This window comes from Siphonobacter sp. BAB-5385, assembly GCF_002261125.1.
Lineage (GTDB): Bacteria > Bacteroidota > Bacteroidia > Cytophagales > Spirosomataceae > Siphonobacter.
This window is the reverse complement of record NZ_NMPS01000064.1, coordinates 31,608-45,042: the sequence shown is the minus strand read 5'-3', so window position 1 is coordinate 45,042 and position 13,435 is coordinate 31,608. Positions and strand designations below refer to the sequence as shown.

Annotated in this window: 10 protein-coding genes; 9 read left to right on the top strand and 1 reads right to left on the bottom strand. The window is 48.3% G+C overall.

The window, feature by feature from the left end; all coding sequences use genetic code 11:
* Positions 1-295 precede the first annotated feature (295 nt).
* The 4 genes from BWI93_RS06020 to BWI93_RS06005 all read left to right on the top strand — a co-directional run bounded on the left by BWI93_RS06020 (position 296) and on the right by BWI93_RS06005 (position 5,559).
* The gene (locus BWI93_RS06020; RefSeq protein WP_094809241.1) at positions 296-2,200 is read left to right on the top strand and encodes a M1 family metallopeptidase; all 1,905 of its coding nucleotides are present in this window, start codon (positions 296-298) and stop codon (positions 2,198-2,200) included.
* 155 nt (positions 2,201-2,355) lie between these two features.
* Complete coding sequence (locus BWI93_RS06015; protein WP_094809240.1) at positions 2,356-2,712, top strand: BlaI/MecI/CopY family transcriptional regulator; 357 nt, start codon at positions 2,356-2,358, stop codon at positions 2,710-2,712.
* Positions 2,713-2,765: 53 nt separating this feature from the next.
* Positions 2,766-3,923, top strand: coding sequence for a M56 family metallopeptidase (locus tag BWI93_RS06010; protein ID WP_176454145.1), 1,158 nt, complete (start codon positions 2,766-2,768; stop codon positions 3,921-3,923).
* Positions 3,924-4,005: 82 nt separating this feature from the next.
* Positions 4,006-5,559, top strand: a complete 1,554-nt coding sequence (locus tag BWI93_RS06005; RefSeq protein ID WP_094809238.1) for a M56 family metallopeptidase — start codon at positions 4,006-4,008, stop codon at positions 5,557-5,559.
* A 125-nt stretch (positions 5,560-5,684) separates the two neighbouring features.
* Here the strand turns inward: BWI93_RS06005 and htpG are convergent, their stop codons facing one another.
* On the bottom strand, positions 5,685-7,499 hold the full coding sequence (htpG, locus tag BWI93_RS06000; RefSeq protein ID WP_094809237.1) for a molecular chaperone HtpG: 1,815 nt from the start codon (positions 7,497-7,499) through the stop codon (positions 5,685-5,687).
* 967 nt (positions 7,500-8,466) lie between these two features.
* Here htpG and BWI93_RS05995 point away from each other — a divergent pair.
* From BWI93_RS05995 to nadE, 5 genes are all read left to right on the top strand, one after another.
* Positions 8,467-9,369 carry an ROK family protein gene (locus tag BWI93_RS05995; RefSeq protein WP_094809236.1) on the top strand — a complete coding sequence of 301 codons (903 nt, stop codon included), beginning with the start codon at positions 8,467-8,469 and terminating at the stop codon, positions 9,367-9,369.
* Between the two features lie 41 nt (positions 9,370-9,410).
* Complete coding sequence (locus BWI93_RS05990; RefSeq protein ID WP_094809235.1) at positions 9,411-10,049, top strand: cysteine hydrolase; 639 nt, start codon at positions 9,411-9,413, stop codon at positions 10,047-10,049.
* 317 nt (positions 10,050-10,366) lie between these two features.
* A complete protein-coding gene (locus tag BWI93_RS05980) occupies positions 10,367-11,122 on the top strand; it encodes a hypothetical protein (RefSeq protein WP_141217369.1) in 756 nt (251 codons plus the stop codon).
* A 138-nt stretch (positions 11,123-11,260) separates the two neighbouring features.
* Entirely contained in the window at positions 11,261-11,935 is a 675-nt protein-coding gene (locus tag BWI93_RS29435; protein WP_369679105.1) for a nitrilase-related carbon-nitrogen hydrolase, read from the top strand.
* Complete coding sequence (gene nadE / locus BWI93_RS05975; protein ID WP_369679104.1) at positions 11,932-13,248, top strand: NAD(+) synthase; 1,317 nt, start codon at positions 11,932-11,934, stop codon at positions 13,246-13,248. The genes BWI93_RS29435 and nadE overlap by 4 nt, the downstream gene beginning before the upstream one ends.
* Positions 13,249-13,435 lie beyond the last annotated feature (187 nt).

Sequence of the window (13,435 nt, the reverse complement as noted above, 5' to 3'; positions counted from 1 at the left end):
CTGATCCCTGATCAGGCCGTTTTTGTTTGGCGAAATTGCTCATTTCCATTTCAAGCCTGTATCTCAACCCCGGAGGGGTTCAATATCCATAGCCTCGTATGCAATGCGGGGAATACCAGCCGCCTCTTTTACCGTAGATTCCAACTCCGGAGGGATTCATTAAGAATAGCTCTGCATGAAATGCGGGGTGCGAATGAGGTTTCAACACCAAACCCAAAACTCAAAACCCCCAACGGTAAACTGAAAACTCTTCCGTACATTAGACCAGATTTTCACATTAAATCATTCCTTCATCATGTTTCTCACGAGTAAAAAATCTGGTTTGCTGGCGGCGGCCTTCCTGACCTCTTTTGCTGCTTTGAGCCAGGAAGTGCAGAACCTGCCCGTACCCCTGGAAATTCAGAAAGCCTACGAAAACGGCACGCGGAGCACGGATGGCAAGCCGGGTGCGAAATACTGGCAAAATCATTCAGACTATAAAATTCAGGTAGACCTGAATCCGGCGACGCGTCGACTGAGCGGTACGGAACAGGTTGTTTATACCAACAACAGTACGACCCGTCTGCAAAATCTCGTGGTTCGGCTGTATCCGGACATTTTTAAGAAAGACGCCAACCGCGATGAACGTGAAATCGACCCTTCGGATATTAATGAAAGCGGCGTTGATGTAGAAAGCATCAGCATCAATGGTACGGAAGCCAAAATTCAGCGGAACGGTACCAATATGTTCGTGAGCGTTCGGGGAGGTCTGGCTCCTGGTGAAAAACTTACTCTGGATGTGAAGTGGAATTATCTGATTCCCGCCAAAACGCACATCCGCGAAGGAATCTATTTCAATACTTCGTACATGGTGGCCTACTGGTATCCGCAGATCGCCGTTTACGACGACATCGATGGCTGGGATCGCCAGGATTATACGGGTCAGAAGGAATTCTACAACGACTTTAATACCTATGATGTCAACATCACGGTTCCGGCCAGTCACCTGGTTTGGGCAACGGGGGAGTGGCAAAATCCGGATAAGATTCTTGCTACGGAATATCTGAATCGGTACAAAAACTCGCGTACATCCAGCGAAGTCGTGAAAATCGTTTCGTCCACGGATCGCGAAAAAGGTGGAATTACCCTGGCCAAAACGGGCACGCACACCTACCACTTCAAGGCCGAGCACGTACCTGACTTCGTATTCGCCGCTTCGGATACCTATCTCTGGGATGCAGCCAGTGCCGTAGCCGATCCAAAAACGGGCCGTCGGACGGGCGTTGCCGCGGTATATCACCCTTCCAGCAAAGATTTTTACGACGTATGCCGGTATGCCAAGCAGTGCGTGGAGTACTTCTCGACCTACCTGCCTGGCGTACCCTTCCCTTATCCCAATGAAACCGTATTCAACGGGTCGGGTGGGATGGAATTCCCGATGTTCGTAAACGATGGTTCGTATCCTCCGGCTTTTGCGGCCGAAGTGACGGCCCACGAAATCGCTCACACGTACTTCCCCTTTTACATGGGAATCAACGAACGTAAGTACGCCTGGATGGACGAAGGCTGGGCTCAAACCCTGCCGAACTGGCTGGAATTCGACATCGCGGGCATGCCCAAGAAGTTCATGCCGCAGCAAACCAACGCCGCTTACTTTGACCAGTTTGCTGGAAAAGAGCAGGAGCAACCCATGATGGTACCGACCAACCTGCTCAACGGATCGGCGTATACGTTCGCTACCTATATGAGGCCTTCGCAGGCGTATACCTTCCTGCGGGATATGCTGGGTCATGATAAATTTAAAGCGACCCTGCAGGAGTACATGGCTCGCTGGAATGGAAAGCACCCCATGCCGTACGACTTCTTCTTCTCATTTAATGATTACCTGAAAGAAGATTTGTCGTGGTACTGGAAGCCCTGGTTCTTTGAAAAAGGCTATCCCGATCTGGCTCTGACCGATGTCAGTGACAAGAAAGGAAAGACAAAGATTGTCGTAACCCGTAAAGGTTCATTGCCCGTACCGATTCGGCTGATCGTATTGTTCAACGATGATTCGACCGAGGAGATCAACGAAACGGCCCGGTACTGGAAAGATGGAGCGAAGACTTTTGAAGTAGATAAGAAATTCGGTAAACCCATCAAGAAAATTACCCTTAGCGGTCTAATGATTCCGGACGTAAACCGTAAGGATAACGTCTGGGAACCCGCAGCGAAACAATAGATTTTCCAACGGATACAAAAAATGGTCGGCTATCGGGCCGACCATTTTTTGTATCCAAACTTTAATAATTAAAAGATTAGTTATAAAACTGTAAATTCAGTTGTATAATTGAAAAATAAGTTAAACCTTTGACTGAGTTAAAAAAATAAAAGCCCATGGAAGAACTTACCCGCACTGAAGAACGTGTCATGCAGGCCATCTGGGAGTTGGATACGCCTTTCTTCATCAAAGACTTGGTAGAGCGGATGCCGGGCAAACCACCTTATAATACCATCTTATCCGTCGTGCGAATACTGGAATCGAAAGGTTTTCTGGGGTACAAGGCCTACGGTCGTACGTACGAATACTTCGCCAAAATTCCCAAGGAAGATTACCGGAAAAGTGGGTTTCGCAAATTGCTCAGCGATTACTTCGATGGTTCTACCACGAGCTTACTTTCTTTCATGGCCAGGGAAGAACAGATCACGTCGGAGCAATTGGATGAATTACGTAAATTCATTGACGAGCAATGATGTATCTGCTGCATTCATCGCTGATACTGGCAGTTTTTTACGTTGTCTATCGTTTGGTTCTTCAGAAACTGACCTTTCATACGCTCAATCGGGCGTATTTGCTGGCGAGCCTTGTGTTGAGCATTCTGATTCCCCTCGTACCGCTCCAACCCGCTGACTGGACCAAACAGCAACGCGAGCCTACGGAAGTTTTAGCGAAGTCAGTTACGGCTCATCGTTCAAGCACATCAGTTTCCGGGAAAAATGACCCGTTGAATTTTGTTGCTCTTACGCAGTGGGTATATGGGTCAGTTGTGGTCGTACTGCTCGGGCGATTGTTAAGGAAGCTGATCCTGCTAGGGCTACAAATCCGTCGATCCAGGGTTGAACGCTGGCGGGGCTTGCACCTCATTTCTACGGAACACGCCACGGCTTCCTTCTTCCACTGGGTTTTTCTGAACGATAAAGCATTGAATCCGAAGGAAAGGCAGATGGTACGGGCTCATGAGTACAGCCATTTTCGTCGGGGACATTCCATAGATGTGATGGTAGTCGAGATCTTCCGCTGCATCTGGTGGTTTCATCCGGTTAGCTATTGGTTACAAAAATCGCTGACTCAGCTCCATGAATACGAGGTGGATGCCGAAGTCGTTCAGCAGTACAGTACCAAAGCGTACGCTCAGTTAATTCTGAAACTGGCTGTACCGCAATCGGTCGGTATCACGACTCCCTTTGCCCGGCAATCCATCAAAAATCGCATCCATTTCCTCTTTACCCCATCCTCGATTTCTATGAAAAAACTACTTTTTGGGGTACTCATACCCCTGATGGCTGGAGCAGTAATCCTGTTTGCTCCGCCTCGCACGTTCCCACCTGCAACGATGGTTCAGACAAGCCAGGGGTCGATTCATCGGGTCACCTACGTAGACTACGAGGCCTTCCTGTCGGACATGCGTCGTAACCCTTCACTTTCCAGGCAAAAATTCGCAACGCTATTTCCGAATGATTGGCGTGAAGCGTATCAGAAAAACCGCCGTTCCAAAGACCAGGGCGTTACGGGCGTAAGCTGGGATCAGGCCATGCAGTACTGTACGTGGAAGACAAACGTTTCAAAAAATCATTATCTGCCCATCACGTATCGCCTGCCAACTGAGCAGGAGTTTCAAGACCTGTTCGCCAGGGGAGAGGCAGGGAAACCGACGGGTTTCTATTGCCTGGCCATCTGTCCATAAAGTCCGGTGTTCTCCGGCAGGCCAGGGATGGCTACGATTCTACTCCACTGAAGTATTAACCCACCTACGTTGATTCCTCAAGATGACTTACCTCCTGCATGCTTCGCTCATTTTATCCAGCTTCTACGCCGTCTACTGGTTCGGTCTTCGCAAGCTGACCTTTCACACGCTCAAGCGGTTTTACCTGTTGGGAACGCTGGTGTGTAGTTTGCTCATTCCCGTGCTGCCGATCTTGCCGGCTGAAGTAGTACGGGAAGAATCCATCTGGGAAACGACACCCGTCGTCAGCCCATCAGAGCCAGGAGCCCAACCGATAGCCGAGTCTAAGCCGAACACGGAGACATCGGCCATCGACTGGAACTTCATCGGCTTTAGCGTATATGCGGGCGTGGCTGGTACGCTCAGTTTACTGTTAATCGCCCGAGTATTCGTCATTATTCATCAGATTCAGCGAAAGCCCCGGACCACCTGGCATTGCTTACGGATTATACCTACGGAGCAAACCACGGCTTCTTTTTTCCGGTGGGTATTCCTGAATGAAGCGGACCTTACGGATTCGGAACGCGAAATGGTTCTAATTCACGAGTACGTGCATTATCGGCGGCTGCATTCACTGGATCTTTTACTCGTTGAATTACTTGGGTGCGTCTGGTGGTTTAATCCCGCCCTGTACTGGCTGAAAAAATCTCTGGTACAAACGCACGAGTACGAGGTAGACGCCGAACTCGCCACGCGTTACGGTGCAAAACCTTACGCTCAGCTTTTATTGAAATTAGCCATACCTGGCGTAAAGAGCCTCAGGCACACGTTTGCCCGACAACCCATTAAAAGTCGAATCAAAATGTTGTTCACTCCCTCTTCTGCTGCGATGAAAAAAATCCTCTTTGTACTCGTGCTGCCACTCATGGCTGTTTCTGTTGTTCTATTTGCTCAACGCATACCTGCTCAGGAAGTAAGACCAGACCCGGTTGGATCTGAACGGACGAGCCTTCCGGTTGCCTCTGCTCAGGCCACGGGTTCCGTGAAGTTGGCTCCGGTTGCCCCGGGAAAACCGCTTTCCCGGCAACGAAAGATTAAAAAGGAACGGCCTATACAGTTGCCGCCTCGGACCCTTACTGACGGGTATCAGCTGGGAAAAAATCCGATTGTCTTTATCAATGGAAAACGGTATGATGCCTCCATACTCGAGCGGATTGATCCGGAAAAACTGCGGACGGCGGCATTGACGCCCAAAGGTAAAACCATCAAATTTGAAGGAAAAGAAGTAAAAGACGGCAAAATTGAACTGACGGTACACGATGATTTTGAGCTGACCGATACCCGGAAAATCAGGATCGCTGCTACAAATGCCAGGGATACGTACAGAGCCTTAACAAACGCCTCGCCGAATCGATCCATTGTGCGGGTTCGGCAAACGAGCTATGAGGAAAATCCTTATGAAGTCGTGTATTACCTAAGTCCGCGTGGGGCAAGTGCAGCGGTTTCCCTGAAACCGGGAGAACGGGTGGAGTTTTATCTGGATGGCGTAAAACGCACGGAAGAGCAGATGAATGCCGCCGGAAGACAAGGTACATCCCGAACCGCAATAGAGCCCCAAAATGGCGTTGCAAGGATTGAAATAAATAATAAAAACTAGATCTGGAGCTAAAGCAGTATAGATCTGATTGCTACTCAATGAACTCTTGTGAAAAGGCGTATCGTTTAAATAAAAAAGGCCCGTTCTCTTCAAAACGGGCCTTTTTATTATTGGTAAGCTATCAACTATACACCTGCTACCGTCCGTTTGATGAACTCCGTCAGGCTTGGGCCACTCAATAACCCTTGTGACAACAGGGCCAGATCAATGAGTTGCTTGGCCAGATTCGAATCCGCGGCATCTTTTACACGTAAAATGGCCGGGTGGTTCGCGTTGATGATCAGATTGTACGTCATGGGCATCGAACCAAAGAAGGCCGGCTGACCGCCCATTTTAGACATATCATTCATCCGACGCATGAACTCATTCTGGGTTAATACTACCGGAAGCTCGTCCGAACTTAGCGGTTGTACATCTACTGAATACCCCGCTCCGGCTACGCCTTCAAACAGGGATTTCAGGGACGTTTTCTCGTCTTCACTCAGTACGCTTTCAACCGTAACGCCTTTGTCGATTAGGCGATCCAGACTGTCGGCATCCACGCGTTTAAAGGACGTTTTCTCCAGTTTCTGCTCCATCTTGCCGATGAAGTGCGGGTCAATCGCACCTTCCAGTTTCAGGACATCATAGCCCCGGGTCAGAGCCGTTTGAATATACGCATCCTGTTTACCAGCATCGGTGGTGTAAAGCCATACCAGCGAATCGTCTTTATCTTTCTGCGTCGCTTCGGTTTTGGCTTTGTACTCTTCCAGCGTATAGTACTTCTCATCCGCACTTTGCAGCAGGACGAAATCCTTGGCTTTGTCGTAAAACTTATCGTCCGACACCATCCCGTACTTGATGAAGAGGCCGATATCGCTGAACTTTTCTTCGTAACCCGGACGGTCATTCTTGAACAGTTCGTTCAGCTTATCCGCTACTTTACGGGTGATGTACCCGTTAATTTTCTTCACGTTCGCATCGGCCTGCAGGAAGCTACGACTTACGTTCAGCGGAATATCCGGTGAGTCGATCACCCCGTGCAGCAGCATCAGGAAATCGGGGACGACGTCTTTCACTTCATCCGTAATGAAGACCTGACGGCTGTACAACTGAATCTTCTCACGGCTCAGTTGCAGTTCGTTCTTGATTTTGGGGAAGTAGAGAATACCCGTCAGGTTGAAGGGATAATCTACATTGAGGTGAATCCAGAACAGCGGCTTTTCCGAGAACGGGTACAAAGTTTCGTAGAACTTCAGGTAGTCCTCATCCGTCAGGTCGTTCGGATTTTTCGTCCAGATAGGTTCGGTTTCGTTGATCACCTTACCGTCGAATTCGACGGGGATGGGTAGGAATTTGCCGTATTTCTCCAGAATCGTATTCAGACGATACTGTTCCAGAAATTCTTCTGAATCCGGAGCTACGTGCAGAATGATGTCCGTACCACGTTCGGTTTTGTCAGCCGCCGAAATCTCAAATTCCGTGGAACCGTCGCAAATCCAGCGGGCTGCCGGAGCATCCTGATACGACTTGGTAACGATTTCTACCTGCGAGGCCACCATAAAAGCCGAGTAGAAGCCCAGTCCAAACTGACCAATAATCGCTCCCCGCTCTACACCCTGATCTTTGTATTTTTCTACGAATTCCAGAGCACCGGAAAAAGCAATCTGATTGATATACTTTTTGATTTCGTCGGCAGTCATGCCCAAACCTTTATCGCTAATGGTAATGGTCCTGGCCTCTTTATCGACGGAAACTTTAATCGTCAAATCCCCTAACTCTCCGCCATATTCGCCCAAAGACGCTAATCGCTTGATTTTCTGCGTGGCATCAACGGCGTTGGATACTAGTTCGCGAAGAAAAATCTCATGGTCGGAATACAGAAATTTCTTAATGATGGGGAAAATATTCTCCGTGTGAATCGAAATATTCCCCTTTTCATGAAAAGTGGTTGTATCCATTGGTTTGTAATAAGTTGGAATGATGGTGAATCAGTTAGCAACGTAGCAAAGTTCATTCCCAATCGAATAAAATGTCATATTGACAGGCAAAGGCAATATCGTATCAATTGTAGTGAAAAAAAGGCAAGATGACTAGTATAAAAATAAGTTAAAATTGCATATTAATTGCTTATCCTGCTTTACCTCGAACAAGTCGCATCAATAAACCTATTTACAGACGGCCTATATGTGCCGTCTGTTTTGTTTTTTTCCAGGCTTTGGGAACGATCCTTTCTGAAAATTTTTCCGGTACGCTTCACTACCCATTCAGCTAATTGCGTAAAGCTTTACTTAAGCACACCCGCAAAAGCCTACTGTTTACCAAGGTATTGAAAATATTTTTTTGTTAATAAATGGAGAAGTCTTGAAAAGCGTAAGCTCCATTGCAAAGAAATAAGTAAGTATTTTTAACTAGTAAAGTTACCTTGTATGAGTATTTTTGCCGGTATAACGCCTTGAAAACGGAATAGGATAACAAGAAGCTGAAAACACTTTAGCGAAAAATTACGTTAGTATCGGTACCTACAGAGCGGCGGGCGACTTTGAAATGTAAATTTTTAAATTGTACTTTTGCAATAGTAATCCTTGAGTGACCTAAAGCTCTTCAGCCTTAAAATAACGATACCCAATTATGAAATCACCTGTTTCCTCCAAATCCATTAGTCCAACGGACTATCTCATTGCAGCAGTTCTTTTTTTAGGTTTATTGTTGACCGTCTTTTCGTTCAGTCAGATTCACTAAGAATCGTTGACTGTGTGGTAGCAAACTAGAATTTTAAGCGTATTCGTATACTCCCCTCTGGCAGAACCGTGCATAAACGATTCTGCCAGAGGTTTTTTTTGCTGGTACTCGATTAAGTGCTGGTAAATTTGCCGACACGGGCAAAAGCCCTTTTATTCGCCTCTGCTTAACTAAACATTTCAAGTAGTGAATCATCTTTGGGGTATAGATTTGGGAGGCACTAAAATTGAGTGTGCCGTATTGAACGCCGATAACATCAAAGAGGTCCGGGTTCGCCGCCGGATTCCCACCGAAGCCGATCAGGGGTACGAACATATTCTTAACCAGATAGAAAAACTGGTTACTCAGGTTATTGAAGAGTTGGGAGAGCGGCCGGAGAAAATCGGATTTGCTACCCCCGGTACGCTCGATCCGGTTACGCAAACGATGCGGGGTTGTAATACCGTAGTAATGAATGATCAGCCCATGCAGAAAGATCTGGAAGCACGGCTGGGCGTACCTTGTCTGATTGCCAATGATGCCAACTGTTTTGCTTTAGCCGAGGCCCTTTTGGGTGCTGCACCCGAAGTACATCCGAAGGCTCAGGTTGTATTCGGTATCATCATGGGTACGGGCGTCGGTGGGGGCGTAGTAATCAACGGAAAAGTATGGGGCGGTCGTCAGGGAATTGGCGGTGAATGGGGGCATATCTTTCTGGATGAATCCGGTGGACCCTGCTACTGCGGAAATGTAGGTTGCGTCGAAACCGTATTATCAGGACCTTCGCTTCAACGTTTTTACACCCAGGAAGCTGGTGAAAAACGTAGTATGCCTGACATTTTGGCCCGCCATCAGGCCGGTACGGATCCGGCCGCAACGGCTACCGTTGAACGTATGCTGAATCAGTTTGGTAAGGCGTTGTCGATCATTACCAATTTGCTTGATCCGGACGTGATTGTAATTGGGGGTGGCGTCTCTAACATTGATCTGCTGTATACCGAAGGCGTACAGCGGGCTCAAAAGCACATCTTTACGCCTAAGCCTGACGTGTTAGTAGTGAAAAACGTGTTAGGCGATAGTGCGGGCGTTTTCGGAGCAGCTCTTTTGTAATAAATATCGCTCATTTATTCAAAATTAAACCTCGTACAGCCATGCAACTTTCAGCAGACCGGACGGCTCTCGTCCTGATTGAGTTTCAGAATGATTTTACGACGGAAGGAGGTGTTTTGCACGACGGCGTAAAGGCCGTTATGGATTCGACCCAGATGCTCCCGCATACCATCGAACTGGTTCGTCAGGCTCGGGAAGCGGGTGTACAGATTGTACACGTACCGATTTCTTTCACGGAAGATTACCATGAATTGAATCCGACGCCGTACGGAATTCTGAAAGGGGTGAAAGACGCCGGAGCTTTCAAGAAAGGAACCTGGGGTGCTGAAATTATTTCGGATCTGCATCCGCATCCCGAAGATATTATCATCGAAGGCAAACGGGGATTGTGTGGTTTTGCCAGTACGAACCTCGATTTTATCCTGCGAAGCCGAGGATTACAGAACATCGCTCTGGCGGGTTTTCTCACCAATTGCTGCGTGGAATCGACCATGCGGACGGCCTACGAAAAAGGTTATTACGTCATGACTCTGACCAATTGTTGTGCAACACTAAGTCAGGAGGAACACGACAACGCCCTGACGAAGGATTTCCCCATGTTCAGTCAGCCCATGACGCATCAGGAGTTTCTAAGCTCCGTAGGTACGGAAGTAGAGCTGGTAGGGAAAGGCTACGAATAGATAAAAACGCGACTCAGCAGTACTGAGTCGCGTTTTTTATTCTTACGGGAATGGAAAGCGGCAGTATTTATCCGCAGTAAAGCGAAGAATACGTAACGAATGAATCCTTTTGATACATTAAAAGATCTTTCCTGAACGCTTTGTACCCATGAAACGGTACTGCTTAGGAAATCATAGGATTGCAAAGCTGATAGATCGGCTTGGAGCATCACATGCGACTACCAGCATGTAAATTTTTGCCCTTAACACCGCTTACACCTAATGATTAAAAGCCATATTTGAACGAAAAAGCTCTTCTTCAAAAAATTATCCGTGCAATGAAACGCCTATTTACCGCCTGTCTTTTGCTGGGAACGATCCAAGCGGGTCTGTCCCAAACGAACTTCAAATATCGGCCATCCGCCCATTCGCACAACGATTACGAACAAAGTAAACCCCTCGAAAACGCCTATGCTTTGGGCTTTGGCTCCATCGAAGCAGACGTGTACGTGCAAAACGGGGAATTGATGGTTGCTCACGAACGCAGCGAAATCAAGCCCGAGCGTACCTTTCGGCAACTGTATCTGACGCCCTTGCTCAAATTAGTACGGCAACACGAAGGTTATCCGTATCCGGGCCATCATCCCTTACAATTGATGGTTGATCTGAAGGATGCGGAAGCATTACCCTTGCTGGAACATTTGCTTAAATCGCATCAATTTGAACTCAAACAGGTTCGCTTTGTCGTGAGCGGTAGTATGCCTCGGCCCGAAGAATTCAAAAACTACGATGAGATTATTAGTTTCGATGGACGTCGGTCTCAGAACTATGGAGCTGATGTGAAGGCACGCGTACCCTTGATTAGTGCCGATTTTAAAGAATTTAGCACGCAGGCCTGGGATGGGGCTACGCCGCTTTCGACGGATGTTGAAACGAAGTTGAAGGCTTTCGTTGCTCAGGCTCACGCCAATGGGCAGAAAACCCGCGTATGGGGAACTCCGAACACGGCTCTGGCCTACCAGACCCTTCAGAAAATCGGACTCGATTACATTGGCTCGGACCAACTCGACAAATTGGCGGCTACTCTCAACTAGTACGGTCGATTTGCGGCCTGGTGTAATCTTTTAGTAAACGGAATGGTTACTTCTCTAGCCGTTCGTACCGGATGGTGCGAACGGTTTTTTCTATCGAAATTGACTGGGTATGAAGCTCATTAAATTAGCCGCAGCGTAGTGAATACCATTCCGCTGGACTGGAATGGCAATCTTCAAAATATTCTTTCCTGTATTGAGGAAGCCCGTAATCAGGAGGTTACGCTGTTATGTTTACCCGAACTAAGCTTGAGTGGATACGGTTGCGAAGATATGTTCTACGCACCTTACGTAGCGGAAACGGCCCTGAGTCAGTTGCAGGAGATTGTTCCGTATACTTCCGATCTGGCCGTCTCCGTAGGTTTGCCTTTAATGCTGAACAATAAGCTGTACAACGCTTCCTGTTTCATCGTTAATCGACAGATTCGGGGCTTTGCACTGAAGAAAAATCTGGCTAATAACGGAATCCATTACGAAACCCGCTGGTTTCACGCGTGGTCAGCCGGGGATCGAACCAACGTAAAAATCAACGGCATTGACTATCCGGCGGGCGATCTGCTCTTCGAAGTAGCGGGAGCCAAGATCGGTTTTGAAATCTGCGAAGACGCCTGGATTGCCAACCGTCCCGGTCGCGAGTTATACGCTCGTGGGGTAGATATTATTCTGAATCCTTCGGCCAGCCACTTTAGCTTTTTCAAAAGCCAGACCCGCGAACGATTTGTCCAGGATGGGAGTCGCTCTTTCGGCTGCGTGTACGTGTATTCGAACCTGTTGGGCAACGAAGCGGGCCGGGCCATCTACGACGCGATGCCATGATTGCCCAGTCGGGAGAGATGCTGGCTTCGGGTACGCGTTTCAGCTATACCGATCATTACATGGTCACGGCAACGGTCGATCTGGAAAAAGGTCGCCTGGAGCAAACGCAGAACCGGGCGGTATTCAGTAAAACTGCCGAGGCATTGACGGTTTCCGTACCTTTCCAGTGGCCCGAAATTCGTCCGGCCCGCAACCAGTACGTATTGGAAGACTGGGAAGCCAAAGGTTACCAAAAAGAAGAGGAATTTGCCCGGGCCGTATCACTGGCCTTGTTTGACTACCTGCGGAAAAGTCGTTCGCAGGGCTTTGTCGTATCGCTCTCGGGGGGTGCTGACTCGTCGGCCTGTGCCGCTCTGGTCTATCTGATGGTAGAACTGGGCATAGAAAGTATTGGAATCGAACGATTCAAACAACGACTCAGCTATATTGAAAAAATTCAGCAGGCGACTTCGACCAAGGAAATCGTGCATGAACTGCTGTACTGCATCTGGCAGGGAACGGAAAATTCTTCGGCAGAGACGAAGTTTTCGGCAACCTCACTGGCCGAGGATCTGAACGCCCGTTTCTACGACGTCAACATCAATGGCCTCGTTGAAACCTACAAAGAACTCATCGAGTCGGGACTGGATCGTAAACTGAGCTGGGATACCGATGACATTGCCTTGCAAAACATACAGGCTCGGGTACGGGCTCCGAGTGCCTGGTTGCTGACTAATATTTACAACTGCTTGTTACTGTCTACCTCCAATCGTTCGGAAGCGTCCGTAGGGTATGCAACCATGGATGGCGACACGGCGGGCAGTATCTCACCGCTGGCAGGTATCGATAAAACGTTTCTTCGGAAATGGCTCCTGTGGCTGGAAGAAGTAGGGCTGGGGGGTACCCTGAAAGTGAAAGGCCTGAATGCCATGAACAACCTGCAACCCACGGCCGAGTTACGCCCCGCAGATCGGAAGCAAACGGATGAAGCCGATTTGATGCCCTACGAAGTGCTCAATGCGATTGAAACCTACGGCTTCCGTGATAAACAGCCGCCGAAGGAAGTTTTGAAAAAGCTGGAACTGGATTTCGAAGGCATCTATACGCGGGAAGAGCTGGTTGCCTGGACGGAACGGTTCTTCCGTCTCTGGAGTCGGAATCAGTGGAAACGCGAACGATATGCTCCCAGCTTCCACATCGACGATCGGAACCTTGATCCCCGTACCTGGCTTCGTTTCCCCATTCTGTCGGGCGGTTTCGAAAAAGAACTGGCCGAACTGCGGGAAGAGGCGAATACTCCTTTGGGTCGCCGTCGGATTGGATTTGGAAATTAAAATAGCTCGGCTGGGTTTGCTGCCGTTGTGGAACGAGTAGGGTGGCATGATGATTATAATCGGGGTGAGCCTACTGAATTATTAAACGCAAAACGGCTCGGATGTTTGAACACATCCGGGCCGTTTTGTATCTATCAAATTACGAACAACCCCGGAGGGGTTTAATAACAATAGCCCCGTATGCAAT

Bases quoted from the DNA above. Each gene is read 5' to 3' on its own strand.
- BWI93_RS06020 (WP_094809241.1), top strand. From the start codon at position 296: ATGTTTCTCACGAGTAAAAAATCTGGTTTGCTGGCGGCGGCCTTCCTG.
- BWI93_RS05980 (WP_141217369.1), top strand. From the start codon at position 10,367: ATGAAACGCCTATTTACCGCCTGTCTTTTGCTGGGAACGATCCAAGCG.
- BWI93_RS06005 (WP_094809238.1), top strand. From the start codon at position 4,006: ATGACTTACCTCCTGCATGCTTCGCTCATTTTATCCAGCTTCTACGCC.
- BWI93_RS05990 (WP_094809235.1), top strand. From the start codon at position 9,411: ATGCAACTTTCAGCAGACCGGACGGCTCTCGTCCTGATTGAGTTTCAG.
- BWI93_RS06015 (WP_094809240.1), top strand. From the start codon at position 2,356: ATGGAAGAACTTACCCGCACTGAAGAACGTGTCATGCAGGCCATCTGG.
- nadE (WP_369679104.1), top strand. From the start codon at position 11,932: ATGATTGCCCAGTCGGGAGAGATGCTGGCTTCGGGTACGCGTTTCAGC.
- htpG (WP_094809237.1), bottom strand. From the start codon at position 7,499: ATGGATACAACCACTTTTCATGAAAAGGGGAATATTTCGATTCACACG.